Below are 16,883 nucleotides of genomic sequence, written 5' to 3'. Positions count from 1 at the left end.
GTTTTATATTTTATTATGTTTTTATCTTGACAGTCAATAGAGAGTTTAAACTGTAAAACCACCTACCAAAGATAAATCAATTCATCTTCGATAGGCGGTTTATTTTATTCACCCTTAGCAATACGGTCTAAGAGTTCAATATAGCTTTCTTTATTTAAGGCTGGTGTAAAGTTGTCTAATATATCTTTAGCACCTGCTGCATCATCGTATAGTAAGTCTACGATTGTCATAGCCAATGCTTGTGCTGTTTTAATGTACGCTACATCAGGTACAGAGATTTCATATTCCGCACTGTGTAGTACACCACTTATACAACCAACCCATGGATGGATGACCGGCATCAAGTGAGATACGTCCCCCATATCTGTACTAGCTGTTATATGTGGGCCTTGGTATATATTGGCTTCACCAAAGATAGGATTTGAATTTTCTCGTAATAGAGCATTCATACGTTCATCATTACGCATCGGTAAATAACCAGGTAGGTCATGGATAACACATGTGGCTCCTACTGCATCGCCACCGGCTTTTAAGGCCCGGTTTACACGATGATTGCCATCTACAATAGCTTCAATATTAGAGGCACGCACGTAACTTTCAACTTGAACATAATCAGGCACACAATTTACCAATGTACCACCTTGATTAATGATTGGGTGGAATCTGAAATAATCGCTTTCTTTGAAAGTTTCACGAATGGAGTTAACCCCCATAACCCCCATCAAAGCAGCATTAAGAGCATTGATGCCTTCATGAGGTGCTTGTGCTGCATGGGCTACCTTACCGTGATATTCAATCAGTTTAGATACAAAACCATTAGAGGTACTACCAAGCCCCATTTCACCAGCTGGTGTTTTGGCTGTCTCCACATGCATTTGCATAGCCATATCAATATCGTCGAAAGCTCCTTCATAGATGAGCTGTTGCTTACCACCCATATACTTAAGCTTACCTTGCTCACGCAATTTATTGCGGTAATCAATTTCAATCATTTCCTCTGCCGGAACAGCAAATAATACAACATCGCCAGCTAATTCGTCCACCACAGCTTGTAAACCCATAGCGACAGCAAACATATTCGCAATTTGTACATTATGACCACAGCAATGGGCGGCCCCTGTTAAATCATCGGCACGAGGATGGCGAGGACAGAGAATGGCATCTAATTCCCCCACCATTGCAACCGTATATTTACTATCTCGACCTTTCATTCTACCTTTTACACCTGTCAATGCATGGCCAGTAGTATAAGAAATGCCAAGTTCATCAAACATAGCTTGAACCTTTTTAGAGGTTTTTACCTCTTTAAAACCCAATTCTGGTTCAGCCATAATAGATTCAGCCAATTCTCGTAAACGCGGTTGTGCATCAACAATAGCTTTACAAACACGTTGCTTTACTTCTTCCTTTGTCATACGGCTCATAATATCTCCTTTATAAAATCGACCGTATAAAATACGGTCGATCATGTCATCATGATGTATAGATATCTTCTAAAATATAATTCTATAATTATATCTTAACATAATTTAGACATCTAACATTATGATTTAGTATTAAATTAAACCTTCTAAATGAAGTACTAATTGGGCTAATGCTGTTGCACAGATGAAAGTACCTGCTGTTACAGCTAGTGCAACAGGGATAATACGCCAAGATAAGCGACGGAATGCACCAAGGTCTTTACCTAAGGATAAACCTGCATAGGCAAGTACAGGTGTTGTAGTAGCTAAGAATGTAACTTGGCTAGTTTTTGCGATAATCCATTCTTGACCAGGCATACCTGGTAAGGATGCAATAACACCAACTAAAGACACCCAGAATACCATAGGCAATTTATTAGCATATGGCAAGTTAGAGATCAAAGCACCGATTGTAGCAAGAGCTGCCAAGATAGCTACGCCAACTAAACTATCGCTAAATAGAAGTTTACCATCCATTACATTACCGACTGCAGTGATGATAGCAGCAATACAGATAACGATGACAAACTGTGTTAATCTTTCACTTTTACTCATGATGTGCTGCCTCCTCTGCTAAATCTTGTTCCCGGGTACGACCTGTAAAGAAGTTGTATGTTTTCTCCATAACTGGTAAAGAAACAAATAAACCAAAGTATACGCCTAGAACAGTAGTCAACAAGTTTGCAGCCCCTGCAAGAGCCATAATTTGTTGTTCGTAATCAGGATATACTGCAATGATTGGAGCTGTAGCTGCCGCCATCATACTAGCACTACCTACGCCAGCGCCCATAGCTAATGCCAAAGGATGAAACCAGCCAGATTGTGCTAACATACCTGCCAATACAGATGACCACATAGCGCCGATAAGAACACCACAGATGTACATGCCCATAACGCCACGGCCTTCTGGAGAGCTAAAACCGAATTTATCGATGATAATCGCTACATTTGGCTCACGGTCTACAGAGTAACAAGCACCTACTGCTTCGCGACGCATGCCTACTAGCAAAGCTACTGGTAAACCAAATACAATAGTACCGAAGAAGTGACCAAGCTCTTGTAATAACAATGCCCAGCCAGCACTTGTAAGAATACCAAGATTTGGACCGATACCAAGTCCTACTTTTACCATCAAGATCATAACGGCGATACCGATATAATCGGCAGATTTTTCCATCTGTTTAATCGTAAGAATTTTAAACTTAGGAATAGAAATTAATAAACCTAGAATCAATGTGTACAATAATGGCAATAATACAACAGGACCTAGTTTTTTTATGCCTATAAATTCAGCGACTACAGTTAGTACGAGCGCTAGAAAATGTATTTTGAGATTTCCCAAAAGCTGCATAATGACCTCCTGTAAAAATACATAATATAACATTGTTATATTATAAATAATTGTTATTAAAAGTGTCAATTACAGATGTACATTTGTCTATTTGAATTATTTTTTTCCAATAATATAGAGTCCCTGTTCAGCATCAACTACCTCAATAATAATATTTTCTATCATTGATGGTTTTACTTTATGAAACCTTTGTTCTTCTTCATCATAGTAAATGGCCCATTTAGACATACATGCCGGAATAGTGTCACTATCATAATCTTTCCCCCTCCAAATGGCATCATCTCTAAAATAACTTAGTCCATCTTTAACTAATTCTGTATCTAAACAAAATTCACCAGCTAAACTAACATGATTATCTAATAAAAGGTCTCTAACAATGATGGCTTCATATTCCCAACTTAGAAAACATAAGTATTCAAAGTATCTAAGTGCTATCTTGGAATCCCAACGATTGTTTAAAACCATGATTTGAAATAACTTATTTACTAACGCATAATCAGAAAATATATAATAGTCATTAGTTAAAAGGAAATTATATATTTGTTGAATTTCTTGTAAATCTAAAGTTTTATCTTTATTTATTTTGTCTATAGGCAACGAAGAAAATATTATATCCATATAGTACCTCATAATACATTTCAATAAAAGGCAGTTTGATGTCTCAAACTGCCTTTTACTGTCATTAAATTATGGAATTTAAAAATTTAACGCTTTGTAATGGTTTACCAATTTCTTGCTCACAGTAGGCAAATAGTAGTTTTTCAAGTTCCTTCCAAATTGTTTTGGGAAATTCTAAAGGCGTATCTTCACCCCACTGGTAAGCTAGAATCTGAGGTAATGTAGCTTTCACAGAACGAGAAATGCTAAGATTTGTAGTTTCCCGCACCTGCATCCAGAATGGCTCAATTCCGTCTTGATGGTTAAAAGCATTAGCACTAGGGACAACCCCTGCGAGAGATAATAGTTGCCATCCGAGCATTATCGTTCCCAATTGTACATTGCGACGTCGAATTTGCTTGGAATAGTTTACAACAGTATCAAAGACCTTGCGATCTACGTCATACATGGCAAATAACTCTTGAATGAGCTCACTCGCTACTGCTGCATAAGCAATATTATCGAGGTTTACATCTAAGGATTCCACCACATAGGAGCCATCAATTTGCGTAACATTTACATATTCCCCATCCGGTACAACTGTAATATACATGGCACTAAATGGACGTAAATAGGAGCTGTTGCGCATCGTCATCATTCGCTTATGTGGAATCGATGCTTTAATAAGTCCCAAGCTAGGCGTAATAAACGTAAATACGGAATACAACTTATACTTTTTTCGACTTATGACGATGGCTGGCGTATTAAAACCACCATTAAGCTTCTTCATTTTCTTCTTCCGTTGGTTCCTCTACTGGTATAGGTGTTACTTTAATGCGAGAGATACGATATCCTTGCATTTGAGTAACTTCAAAGGTGTAACCATGAGCATCCACCGTATCACCTACGATTGGTGTACGTTCTAATAAACCAAAGACATAGCCACCTATTGTATCAGAATCAGAATTATCAATTTCAATATTCATAATTTCTTCTACTTCGTCTACGAGGACCTTGCCATCAAACTCGAAGGAACCATCTGCATAGGACATCGTAGCTGGTAAATGCGGCTCATGCTCATCTTGTATGTCCCCAACCAACTCTTCGATAATATCTTCTAAGCCTACTAGACCAACCATGCCACCATATTCATCTACTACTACAGCTAGATATATACGGCGCGTTCTCATATATTGCAACAAGGTAGATAATTTCATTACCTCTGGAACAGTAAGAATGTCTCGTTTAATATTGCGCAAATCCTTACGGGCTTGATTAGGGCGTTCCATTAAATCTTTAATATGAACGAGTCCAATAATGTGATCCTTATCCTCTACACAGAGTGGATAACGTGTATGTACTTTAGAGCGGATAACCTTCATCGCTTCATCGTAACCATCTTCAACGAATACGCAGTCTACATCTTGACGAGGCACCATAACCTCTTTCGCCATGCGATCTACGAAGTTAAAAACATTATCGATTAACTCAGACTCTACTTGGTCCAGTTGCCCTTCCTCGTGGCTTCGAGAAATCATCATGCGAATTTCTTCTTCTGAGTACACAAGATCAAGCTCTGTTAAATATTTTGTTTTGTAAAAGCCTAAAATAACATTGGAGATTTTACTAGCAATCCAAATAAATGGATACACCAATTTACCTGCAGCCACGACGATACGGCTATAGGTATTTACGTATTTTGTAGGGAAGGATAAGCCCAATGCTTTAGGTACAATTTCACCGAAAATTAGGACGATTAAACTAATTAATAGTAATAGAATAATATCTAGTACCAAATGCATCCAAGTACTATGAATATTAAGAACCGCCACTATACGATCAACAATATTATCAAATACAAAAGTACCTGTGCCTGCAAGGGCCAAAATAAAGAATAGAATCAAAAACTGTGTAGTATTTAAAAAATACTCAGGATTTTGATAAAGCTTTAATAAAAATTCTCTATCCTTCTCCAAGAGGATGTCCATATCCTCTACATGTTCTTTACGAAGGCGTGCAAAGGAGAACTTTGCAACCACAAAAAAGTTAATTAAAAAAATACATAACAGACCAAACCCTATGGGTAACAGGCCATCTACACTATCCATCTTTATTCCTTTCATATGAATATGGAAACACTTATTTCTTTTTATTATATCAAATTATTTTCTATAACCAAGTTCAGATAACATACCAGATTTATTTCTCCAATCTTTTTTTACTTTAACCCAAAGGTCCAAGTACACCTTTGTAGCTAATAGCTTTTGAATATCTGCGCGCGCTTCAGCGCCAAGTTGTTTTAACAAAGCACCTTTTTTACCGATGATAATTCCCTTTTGAGAGTCTCTTTCACAGTAGATTGTAGCGCGGATATAGGTAGTACCATCATCACGTGTTTTCATTTCATCTACGTCTACAGCGATAGCATGAGGAATCTCATCTCGTGTAGCTAACAAGATTTTTTCACGAATGATATCGGAAATAATAAGGCGTTCCGGTTGATCCGTAATCATATCCTCCGGAAAATATTGTGGACCTTCCGGCAAGGTTTCCTCTAGAACCTTAAGAATTTCAGATAAGTTCTCTTTATCTTTTGCAGAAATAGGAATGACACCTGCAAAAGGATATGCATCTTGATAAGAAACGATTGCTTCTAAAAGCTCTTCTTTTTTGAGTGTATCAATTTTGTTGACTACCAAAAATACAGGAACCTTTACACGTTTCAATTGTTCAATAATAAAATTATCCCCAGGACCACGTTTTTCATTGCCTGCTACGACAAATAAAACGGCTTCCGTTTCTTTTAAGGACTCAATAGCAGCATCTACCATGAATTCGCCTAACTTGTGCTTAGGTTTATGCACACCAGGTGTATCCATAAATACGATTTGTTTGGATTCATCCGTATATACGCAGATGATACGGTTACGCGTTGTTTGAGCCTTATCGGATACGATAGCAATCTTATCGCCAATAAGAGCGTTGATTAAGGTAGATTTACCTACATTAGGGCGTCCTACAACGGCAACAAAGCCTGATTTAAAATGTTCGTTCTTATTCATTATATGGTGCATCCTCCCGCACATAACCCAAGTTACCTAGGATAAATTCTTCCTCTGTGCGCATCTCTTTTTTATCTTCGTCGTTCATATGGTCATAGCCTAAAATATGTAAGCAACTGTGAGTCGTTAAATATGCTAATTCCCGTTCAAAACTATGTCCATATTCAATAGCTTGTTCACGAGTACGCTCTAAGGAAATAATCATATCACCAAGTAAGTGATGTTCCTCTTTACTACCTTCGTAATCATCCCCTTCATTGAGGGCAAAGGACAATACATCCGTTGGTCTATCGATGCCTCGATATTCCTTATTAAGCTCGTGAATTTTAGCATTATTGCAGAGTAAAATACTCATTTCATCTTCTTCGAGGCCATATACGCGACTCACTTCATCGCAGACCTTGCGTATAACAGCCTCAATATTGGAATCCTCTTGAATTCCTTCATCATAGCTAATGTGTATATACATACTTATCCTTTCGCTACATTCTCTTTGGATACTGCGTTAGATTCTGTAGTCTCACCAGCTAACTTACGTTCGTGATATGCATCGTAAGCTTTTACAATGCGACCTACTAAATCGTGACGAACAACGTCTTGATCGCTAAAGTAAACCATATTAATACCAGGTACATGACGCAATACCTTTTCAGCCTCGCCGAGGCCAGACACAACACGTGGAGGTAAGTCAATTTGTGTCTTATCACCGTTGACTACCATTTTAGAGTTGTTGCCTAGACGAGTTAGGAACATTTTCATCTGTTCTGCCGTCGTATTTTGAGCCTCATCGAGAATGACGAAGGCATTTTCCAATGTACGGCCACGCATATACGCTAGTGGTGCTACCTCGATAGTACCACGTTCCATAAAACGTTGTACTTGCTCGATACCAAACATTTCATGTAATGCATCATAAAGAGGTCTTAAATAAGGATCAACCTTGTCTTGTAATTCACCAGGTAGGAAGCCTAACCGTTCACCTGCCTCTACAGCAGGGCGTGTCAAAATAATTTTATCTACATTGCGGTTTTTTAAATAGAATGCAGCTAAAGCTACTGCTAGGAATGTTTTACCTGTACCAGCAGGACCAATACCAAAAGTAATAGTATTTTTTCGGATACTATCTACATAGTATTTTTGACCTTCCGTTTTAGGCGTAATATTTTTACCACGCATATTAACGGATAAAGTATCCTCAAACATAGTATGTACGGCATCAGCTTTACCATTAGCCACAAGTTTAGCCGCAATACGCACTTGAGACTCAGTTATGGTACTACCTTCACGGTAAAGGAATACTAATTCTTCAAGGGTACGATAGAGAGCTTCTACTTGTTTTTCATCGCCCTTTATAACTACCGTATCACCTCGTGCCACTACATCTGCAGAGATGACTTCAAGCATCATATGCAGATATCGATTATGTTGACCTAGTATGGATTGTGCTAGGTCATATGTAGGAAATGTAAATACTTGTTCGCTCATACAACCTCCTAATCTATAAATTTACGAACTGCTTTACCATTTAGGTAATCACAGAGATCACCTTGATGAGCATCTAGTTCGTCTAGTTTATCATCAATTAAATCTTGTACGCGCCACCAACCCATAGACCAGTTTGTAAAAAGCGTATTATCTTCAGGTGCTCTCCCTACAAGACGCTGTAAAACAATGTCAGGATGTAAATGACGTACAAAATTAACAACCCGATCAGCATATTCTTCCGCACTAATTAGGGTAAACTGACCCTCTTGATACCACTTGGCCATCAATGTATTTTTTACAATATACAAAGCATGTAGTTTCACTTGATCAACACCGAGTGCAGATAAAATACGAGCCCCTTCGATTGTATCCTTCATTGTATCCCATGGTAAATTAACTATCATATGAGTAGTTATGTTAAATCCATATCGCTTAATCCGTAATACGGCATCAATAAACTGGGCTAAATCATGACCGCGATTAATTTTCTCTAATGTATCATAGTTAACCGTTTGAAGACCTAGCTCAATATAGATATCCTTATGAAAGCGATCCCTAATATCAGCTAATATCTCAAGATATTCATCGGCAATACAATCGGGTCTTGTTGCAATAGCAATGCCCACGGCTTTATCAATACAACCTTGTTCAATATAGCTTTTAAAATCATCAAGATTCAAGTAGGTATTACTAAAGTTTTGGTAATAAGGGATGAACTTCTTTGCTTTATATTTAGGGCCTATGTGAGCAATATTTTCCTCTAATTGCATGCGCACCGTCATCCAGGCAGGACGATTTTCGTATCCCGCGCCAATTTCACCACAAAAGGTACAGCCTCCAACACCAGCCGAACCATCTCTGTTAGGACAGGTCAAGGGTAGTGCTACAGGTAATTTATAAACCTTTTCCCCATATGTTTCTTTATAATATTTAGATACCATGCGGTATCGTTTTGATCTCGTTGTATCGGTCATAATACTCCTATTAAACTAACCAATCATCGCTTATTATGTAATATTTCAACTATCATAAATTCTCTAATCTTTTGATTATAAAAAATTAGATAAACTATTTTTATATTACTAACAAGCCTCTATTTCAGGACGTATAAAAGGTTTTACCTCTTTATTTACGTCGATTACAACTGTAAAAGGTACATTTGGTACATTCTTTATACCTAACACTTTAGCCGTATCTTCAGACATAGGCATTTCTACATATTGTTGACGAATTTTGCGCCACTCTTTAAATGTATAGTTAGGGATATACTGAGATGCAATTTCTTCATTGCGCCAAAATGCTTCCCCTTCTTGTAAAAGTTCTTTTGTCTGTTTTGGTAAACCTACGGCTTCACTGCGGACCTTACCACGATAGCTAACGAGTGTATCATATTGTAATAATTCGGCAGCTACTGTATCACCTTTAGACAAGAAAAAATTGTACAAGAACTCTATTTGATCTATATCTTTCAAATTAATCTTATGATTACCTGCATCGAGCCAAGCCTGTGTCATGTCACAAAAATAGGAAAAAGCATCTTTTTTTGTCTCCACTTTAGAAGGATCATACTTTTTCATAGGTGGTACATGATTAGTTTCTGTATCTTCCCCAGTTATAGATGTATCAGTATGTTCTTTTATAAGCTTACTACCAATATAGCCAAACACAGTTCTAAATCGTTCACTATTATAAAAGCGTTCAAAGACATCTTCAAAGTGTTTTAAGAAACGTATATCTCTATAAGGGAGCACGTGAGTACTTAATACCTCATATGGCGCTAAGGGATCACTAATATATTGATACTCCTCCATACGGCGTACACCAGAACCTTTTAACAGTTTTAAAAATCCAATTTGTAACGCATGTGGCTGTAAACTAAAAAGATCATTAAAGGATAATCCAAACCGCTGTTTATTCTCGTAAGGCAGGCCTACAATTAAATCCATGTGCACATGAGTTCGGCCTGCTTCAATAATAGGGCGAATAGCCTTTTGAATATACGGCCAATCATTATATCGATTAATAGCATCTAAGGTTTTCTTATGTGTACTTTGAACCCCTACCTCAATTTGAATACGGCCTGGTGGTGTTTCACAAAGAATATTTGTTTCCCATTCCGTCATTAGCTCTGGTTCCATTTCTAGATGGAAATTCGTCTCCGTATCGGCATCACGCATGAATTCCATCATAGGTCGATGATGATGTGGCGCACAGTTAAAAGTTCTATCAACAAATTTAACTTGTTTTACCTTATGATCGATAAACCACTGTAGTTCTTTAAAAGTTCTTTCCTGCGGAAAAAAGCGAACTGTATTTTTATTGCCAGATAAACAGTACTGACAAGAGAATGGGCACCCTCGAGAGGATTCATAGTAGATGATTTTATGTTCTAAATCTATCATATCCTCTTCTACATATGGGAATGGTATAGTACTCAGATCTTTTACCTCCACCGTATCAGTAGAGCCCAGGAGTCGGCCAGAAATGTGTCGACCACGTACGCCAGGAATCTGCTCTTCTAAGCCATCATTGCCAGCGATTAGTGCACTAATAAGTTGATAAAAAGCTTCTTCCCCCTCACCTTGTACGACATAGTCCACAGCAGCACAACGATTTAAGATTTCATCGGCTGTGAAAGACACCTCCGGCCCACCTAAAATAATTTTAATATCTGGTCGCACAGCTTTCACCATGTCTACTACATGTAAAGTCATCTCAATATTCCAGATATAGCAAGCAAAGCCCAATATATCTATATTGCGCTCTGTAATATCGCTAAGAATATGTAAAACAGGCATATTAATAGTATATTCTACTATATCGTATGCCTGTCCGTGAGCCTGCCCATACGCTTTGAGATAACGCAAAGCCAGAGAAGAATGTATAAATTTTGAGTTTAATGTGGATAAAACTACGTTCATAGGTCCCCTTTAAATCATCGAATGGCTCAGCCACCGTCTAGTCATAATATATGTATTATACCATTAAAAGAGACTAAATATAATAGAAATAATAGCACCCACTAAAATAACAACAGATGCGACAGTGAGAATGATACTGCCAAAGAATACAACAGCAGCCAAAATAATCCCTAAAACAATGAACAATATAATTCGACTAAGCCAGCTTGTACTATTAAAGCTATACACCTTAACTTTCGGTTCATATTGATTGTTTTCATCGTAATATTGTTGCTCGTCATTGATATTAGTTGGCGTTGAATCTACATGGACGGAATCGCCTACCTCTTCAATAGTTACACCATCAAATTCTCGTCTCTCATCGTCGGATAATACGCGTGTATTAGGTTCACCAGAATAAGTACTGCGACTATAAGTATCATCTGATTTACCATTTCTATATGTATTTTGATTATTGTTTATATTGTGTTGATCATTCATATGTATTTCCTTTATATGAACAAATACTAATTGATTTTATACAATTTATTATACCATATTTTACCATCATAATGGCAAATAGAAATCCCTTCAGATATAAAGCCATATATCTGAAGGGATTGTATTTTTATATATTGATTAATGTTAATATATGCTTACACGTAGATTAGTCATTTAAGAATTTTTTAAGTAATTCATTTACCATTCCCGGATTAGCTCGGCCTTTAGATTCCTTCATAACTTGACCAACTAAGAAGCCTATAGCCTTACCATTACCACTCTTGAAGTCTGCTACTGGTTGTGGATTATTAGCAATAACTTGCTTAACAATTTCTTCAATAGCACCAGTATCTGTGATTTGAACTAGACCTTCCTCTTTTACAATAGTATCAGCATCCTTGCCGGATTCCCACATGGATACGATAACTTTTTTCGCAATTTTGCCGGAAATTGTACCTTTATCGATAAGAGCAATCATACCAGCCAAGTTTTCAGGACTTACCTTGGATTCAGCAAATGTTAAACCACTTTCATTAATCATCTTGGACAAGTCACCAAGCATCCAGTTGGCCACAGTTTTAGGATCTGCACCTGCTTTAACAGTATCATCTAAGAAGTCTGCAGTCTTACGAGATACTGTGAGAATTGTAGCATCCTCACGAGACAAACCATATTCAGATACAAAGCGTGCAATTTTAGCATCTTGTAATTCTGGCAATGCACGGCGCACTTCTTCGATTTTTTCGTCTGTAATTACGATTGGTACCAAATCTGGTTCTGGGAAGTAACGGTAGTCGTTTTCTTCGTCTTTCTTACGCATACCAATAGTAATGCCTTGAGCATCATCCCAAGTACGTGTTTCTTGATCTACTTTGCCGCCAGCTTCGATTAACTTAGCTTGACGCAATGCTTCATATTCAACAACTTTTTGAATTGCAGTTAAAGAGTTAACATTTTTAGTTTCTGTACGTGTACCAAATTCTGTAGTGCCACGTAAACGTACGGATACGTTGCAGTCACCACGCAAAGAACCTTCTTCCATACGACCGTCAGATACTTCTAAATATTGTAAAATAGAACGTAATTTTTCAACGTATGCTCGCGCTTCTGCACCGGAACGAATATCTGGTTCAGATACGATTTCAAGAAGAGGTACACCCGTACGGTTGTAGTCAACATTAGAAGATTTAGAGTCGGAAATAGTATTACCACTATGAACGAGTTTACCTGCATCTTCTTCCATATGAATACGGGTAATACCAATGCGTTTAGTTTCACCATTAACCTCAATATCTAAATGACCATTTAGGCAAATTGGCAAATCATATTGAGATGTTTGATAGTTTTTAGGCAAATCAGGATAATAGTAGTTTTTACGGTCAAATTTGTTAAAGTTAAGGATTTCACAATTCAATGCTAAACCTACTTTGATAGCAAATTCTACTACTTGTTTATTTAACACAGGCATAGCACCAGGTAAACCTAGGCATACTGGGCATACATGTGTATTTTGATCGCCGCCGAATTCAGTGGTACAACCACAGAAGATTTTAGACTTAGTCTTAAGCTCTGTATGAACCTCTAAACCAACGACTGTTTCGTATTTACTACTCATAGAGAAACCTCCCCAGTTGGTGCTACTAATTGACAGTCTGGACGTGCTTGTTCAAATGTGAAAGCGGCACGTAACAATGTTTCTTCACCCATAGCAGGGCCGAGCAATTGCAAGCCAATTGGCAAATTGCTGCTGCTCATACCTGCTGGAATGCTAATACCTGGAATACCTGCAAGGTTTGCTGGTACTGTACAGATATCTTCTAAGTACATTGCCAATGGATCATTTGCTTTTTCACCAAATTTATAAGACGTATTAGGTGCAGTTGGTGTTAAGATCAAATCCACTTTGGAGAATGCTTCATCAAATTCATTTTTAATGAGGCGGCGAACTTTTAATGCTTTCAAATAGTAAGCATCATAGTAACCAGCACTCAATACATATGTACCTAACAAGATACGACGTTGTACTTCTGGACCAAAGCCTTCTGTACGAGTTTTAGTAGACATTTCTACTAAATTATCCGCCGGTACGCGCATACCATAGCTTACACCGTCATAACGAGCCAAGTTAGAGCTTGCCTCTGCTAATGCGATGATATAATACGCAGATAATGCATATTTAGAGTTAGGCAAGGAAACCTCAACGATTTCAGCACCTAATTTTTTATACGTTTCGATGGCCTCTTCCATAGCTTTGCGAACTTCGCTATTAAGACCTTCGCCAAAGAATTCTTTTGGCACACCGATTTTAAGATTTTGTACATCATTTACAAGAGCTGTAGTGTAATCTACACGAGCACCTGGAATGGATGTGGAGTCTTTCGCATCATGACCAGAGATGGCATTTAATACTAAAGCAGCATCTGTTACATCACGAGTAATAGGTCCAATTTGGTCCAAAGAGGATGCGAAGGCGATTAAACCATAACGAGATACATTACCGTATGTTGGTTTTAAGCCTACAACGCCACAGAAGGACGCTGGTTGACGAATAGACCCACCAGTATCGGAGCCAAGAGCCCAAATAGCAGACCCGCTGGATACAGCTGCTGCACTACCGCCAGAAGAACCACCTGGTACGCAATCAGCATTCCAAGGATTAGATGTTTTAGCTAATGCAGAGTTCTCTGTAGAGCCACCCATAGCAAATTCATCCATATTAAGTTTACCAAGGCTAATATAATGATTGTTTTGTAAACGTTCAATAACTGACGCATTGTATGGAGGCACAAAGTTTTCCAACATTTTAGATGCACATGTTGCAGGTTCATCTTTAATACAAATATTATCTTTAATTGCACCAGGAATACCTGCCAATGGGGAAATAGCATCACCTTTAGCAATTGCTTCATCTACAAGCTTAGCTGTAGCCAAAGCACGATCATGAGAATCGGATAAGTACGCATGTACAGTCGGTTCCACTTTCGCTTTATGTGCAATAACAGCATTCGTCAATTCAACAGCGCTGATTTCTTTATTCACTAGTTTCTTGTGTAATTCATGAATTGTTGCCACAGCGAAACCTCCTATTCTTGTACAACGCGAGGTACTTTAAAGTACCCATCCTCTGCTTCTGGAGCATTGGATAAAGCTAAATCATGATCAAGGGATGGTTTTGTTTCATCCTCTCTAAATACATTGTGCAATGGTACTGCATGAGCCATAGGCTCCACACCATCAAGTTCTAATGCATCTAGTTCAGCAACATAAGTCAAGATGTCGGACAACTCTTTTTCTACATGTGCCATATGTTCTTCCTTAACTTCCAAGCGTGAAAGTAAGGCGATTTTTTTAATTTCCTCTTGGCTGATTTTCATCGAGACACATCCTTTCATAATTATTTATTATAAAGCAAATAATATATATTTTCAAAATATTGTAGAATGTATGATTATTGGATTTCTCCCAGTTCGCGTAGGAGTTCTACAAACTCTTCTTCATTCATAACACGAATACCCAATTCATTTGCTTTAGTAAGTTTACTACCACTGTCTTCGCCAGCAATAACAAGGGTTGTTTTCTTAGAAACAGAACCTGTAACCTTAGCCCCATGAGCTTCAAGAATCTTACCAGCTTCACTGCGACCCATAATTTCAAGTTTACCTGTGAGAACGACGATTTCGCCTTCCATTTGGTTGCCTGCTGCTTCAACAACATCTACAGTCATCTTAAGTCCAGCTTCTGTTAAGCCTTCAATGATTTCTACATGAGCAGGATCTTGACGGTATTCAACAATACTATCTGCCATTGTAGGACCAATCTCTTCTACTGCAACGAGTTCTTCCTTAGTAATAGTCATGAATCGTTCCATAGATTTTACAACACTTGCAATTGTTCCGGCTGCCTTAGATCCAATTAGTCGAATACCAAGACCATATAGTACACGATCTAATCCGCGAGATTTAGAATCTGCGATAGCTTTTACCAAATTCTCAGCAGACTTCTTACCCATTCGGTCCATGGTAACTAGTTGTTCGACCGTTAAATGATATAAATCAACAACATTGGTGATTAATTTGTTATTGATTAGGTTTTCTACAATACTAGGCCCGAGACCATCAATATTCATAGCATCGCGAGATGCAAAATGGATAATTTGTTCCTTTTCAATGGCAGGACAATGTTTATTGGTACAACGAACAGCGGCTTCACCTTCACGTCGGACTGCAGGAAATTCGCATACAGGACATGTATTAGGAATTGTAAAAGGCACTTCAGAACCAGTTCGTTTTTCAGGAACTACGCGAATAACCTCTGGAATGATCTCGGCTGCCTTGTGAATGATGACATGGTCACCAATGCGAATATCTTTTTCATTGATGAAGTCTTGATTATGTAATGTAACACGACTTACATTTGTACCGGATACGAATACAGATTCCAATTCACCAGTTGGAGTAAGAACACCTGTACGTCCTACATTGATAGTAATATCCTTAAGAACGGTTTCTACCTCTTCTGGTGGATATTTGTAAGCTGTAGCCCACTTAGGATCCTTCGCAGTACTGCCAAGTACCTCTTGGTCATCGAAACTATTAACCTTAATTACCATACCGTCTGTATCGTATGGCAACTCATGGCGCTTTTCACCCCAATAATTAATAGCCTCTATGACTTCGTCAATTGTTTTGCATACGCGGTAATGAGGATTTACAGAAAACTTGAACGTTTCTAGACTTTGGAGCAATTCCTCTTGGCTATGAATATTAGCTCCCACTTCAGAACCGATTGCATAGGCAAAGAATGCTAAATTACGACTAGCCGTAATGGCAGGATCTTGTTGACGCAAAGAACCAGCTGCTGCATTACGAGGATTTACGAAGGTAGGTAAGCCCTCTTCATCACGTTCTTCATTTATACGTTTAAATTCACTATGAGGCATATATGCTTCACCGCGAACCTCGATAAATTCTGGCGCATCCTCTAGATATAAAGGAATGGATTTAATAGTACGCACATTAGCAGTTACGTCTTCACCAACGCGACCATCACCACGTGTTACGGCACGTACAAACATGCCGTTCTCATAGTGCAAATTAACAGCTAAACCATCGATTTTAAGTTCTACCACATAAGCAGAAGGCTTATGACCTAATTCCTTCTCTACACGACTAGCAAATGCACGTACTTCATCAGCACTAAATACATTAGATAAGCTCAACATAGGGCGGCCATGGACGACCTTTTCAAAGGAACCTTCTACCTTCATGCCTACCCGTTGTGTTGGCGATGATGGCACAATATATTCAGGATGAGCTGTTTCCAAATCAACAAGCTCACGATATTTTTTATCATATTCAAAGTCACTCATTGTAGGAGCATCTTTTACGTAGTATAAATACTGCGCATGAGTTAGCTCTTGTTGTAACTCTTTAATTCTATCTTTCGGATTCATATTACATCCCTTTTATAGTGCAGTAACACTCTATACGTTCCTTACAAGTAAGGTAGAGAGGTTAACTGCCAT

16 protein-coding genes are annotated in these 16,883 nt (G+C 38.1%); all 16 read right to left on the bottom strand.

Going from position 1 to position 16,883, the window contains the following annotated elements; all coding sequences use genetic code 11:
- Positions 1-104 precede the first annotated feature (104 nt).
- Positions 105-1,424: an amidohydrolase gene (locus AAAT26_RS02025; protein WP_077708452.1), complete on the bottom strand. Its 1,320-nt coding sequence runs from the start codon at positions 1,422-1,424 to the stop codon at positions 105-107.
- A gap of 132 nt (positions 1,425-1,556) precedes the next feature.
- On the bottom strand, positions 1,557-2,018 hold the full coding sequence (locus AAAT26_RS02020; RefSeq protein WP_077708453.1) for a hypothetical protein: 462 nt from the start codon (positions 2,016-2,018) through the stop codon (positions 1,557-1,559).
- Positions 2,011-2,814, bottom strand: coding sequence for a DUF3100 domain-containing protein (locus AAAT26_RS02015; protein ID WP_012864410.1), 804 nt, complete (start codon positions 2,812-2,814; stop codon positions 2,011-2,013). The genes AAAT26_RS02020 and AAAT26_RS02015 overlap by 8 nt, the downstream gene beginning before the upstream one ends.
- Before the next feature lie 96 nt (positions 2,815-2,910).
- Entirely contained in the window at positions 2,911-3,432 is a 522-nt protein-coding gene (locus tag AAAT26_RS02010) for a hypothetical protein (RefSeq protein WP_077708454.1), read from the bottom strand.
- A 64-nt stretch (positions 3,433-3,496) separates the two neighbouring features.
- Complete coding sequence (gene recO / locus AAAT26_RS02005) at positions 3,497-4,201, bottom strand: DNA repair protein RecO (RefSeq protein WP_077708455.1); 705 nt, start codon at positions 4,199-4,201, stop codon at positions 3,497-3,499.
- Entirely contained in the window at positions 4,188-5,519 is a 1,332-nt protein-coding gene (locus tag AAAT26_RS02000) for a hemolysin family protein (protein WP_004695947.1), read from the bottom strand. Before AAAT26_RS02000 ends, recO begins: the two co-directional genes overlap by 14 nt.
- Before the next feature lie 54 nt (positions 5,520-5,573).
- A complete protein-coding gene (era, locus tag AAAT26_RS01995) occupies positions 5,574-6,473 on the bottom strand; it encodes a GTPase Era (protein ID WP_077708456.1) in 900 nt (299 codons plus the stop codon).
- Complete coding sequence (gene ybeY / locus AAAT26_RS01990; protein WP_021148196.1) at positions 6,466-6,942, bottom strand: rRNA maturation RNase YbeY; 477 nt, start codon at positions 6,940-6,942, stop codon at positions 6,466-6,468. The genes era and ybeY overlap by 8 nt, the downstream gene beginning before the upstream one ends.
- A gap of 2 nt (positions 6,943-6,944) precedes the next feature.
- Positions 6,945-7,958, bottom strand: a complete 1,014-nt coding sequence (locus AAAT26_RS01985) for a PhoH family protein (RefSeq protein ID WP_024061834.1) — start codon at positions 7,956-7,958, stop codon at positions 6,945-6,947.
- A gap of 8 nt (positions 7,959-7,966) precedes the next feature.
- Complete coding sequence (mnmL, locus tag AAAT26_RS01980) at positions 7,967-8,932, bottom strand: tRNA modification radical SAM protein MnmL/YtqA (protein WP_123137916.1); 966 nt, start codon at positions 8,930-8,932, stop codon at positions 7,967-7,969.
- Positions 8,933-9,040: 108 nt separating this feature from the next.
- The gene (locus AAAT26_RS01975; protein ID WP_123137915.1) at positions 9,041-10,879 is read right to left on the bottom strand and encodes a B12-binding domain-containing radical SAM protein; all 1,839 of its coding nucleotides are present in this window, start codon (positions 10,877-10,879) and stop codon (positions 9,041-9,043) included.
- Positions 10,880-10,942: 63 nt separating this feature from the next.
- A complete protein-coding gene (locus tag AAAT26_RS01970) occupies positions 10,943-11,359 on the bottom strand; it encodes a DUF308 domain-containing protein (protein ID WP_123137914.1) in 417 nt (138 codons plus the stop codon).
- Between the two features lie 166 nt (positions 11,360-11,525).
- A complete protein-coding gene (gene gatB / locus AAAT26_RS01965; protein WP_123137913.1) occupies positions 11,526-12,974 on the bottom strand; it encodes an Asp-tRNA(Asn)/Glu-tRNA(Gln) amidotransferase subunit GatB in 1,449 nt (482 codons plus the stop codon).
- Positions 12,971-14,431: an Asp-tRNA(Asn)/Glu-tRNA(Gln) amidotransferase subunit GatA gene (gene gatA, locus AAAT26_RS01960; protein ID WP_077708460.1), complete on the bottom strand. Its 1,461-nt coding sequence runs from the start codon at positions 14,429-14,431 to the stop codon at positions 12,971-12,973. The genes gatB and gatA overlap by 4 nt, the downstream gene beginning before the upstream one ends.
- An 11-nt stretch (positions 14,432-14,442) precedes the next feature.
- Positions 14,443-14,733: an Asp-tRNA(Asn)/Glu-tRNA(Gln) amidotransferase subunit GatC gene (gatC, locus tag AAAT26_RS01955; protein ID WP_004696952.1), complete on the bottom strand. Its 291-nt coding sequence runs from the start codon at positions 14,731-14,733 to the stop codon at positions 14,443-14,445.
- Between the two features lie 74 nt (positions 14,734-14,807).
- Positions 14,808-16,811 carry an NAD-dependent DNA ligase LigA gene (gene ligA / locus AAAT26_RS01950; protein ID WP_077708461.1) on the bottom strand — a complete coding sequence of 668 codons (2,004 nt, stop codon included), beginning with the start codon at positions 16,809-16,811 and terminating at the stop codon, positions 14,808-14,810.
- Between the last annotated feature and the right edge of the window lie 72 nt (positions 16,812-16,883).

The sequence above is a fragment of the Veillonella parvula genome (assembly GCF_040094895.1).
Taxonomy (GTDB): domain Bacteria; phylum Bacillota; class Negativicutes; order Veillonellales; family Veillonellaceae; genus Veillonella; species Veillonella parvula_L.
Note: the sequence above shows the minus strand (reverse complement) of the source record. Positions and strands in the feature narration are given on the sequence as shown.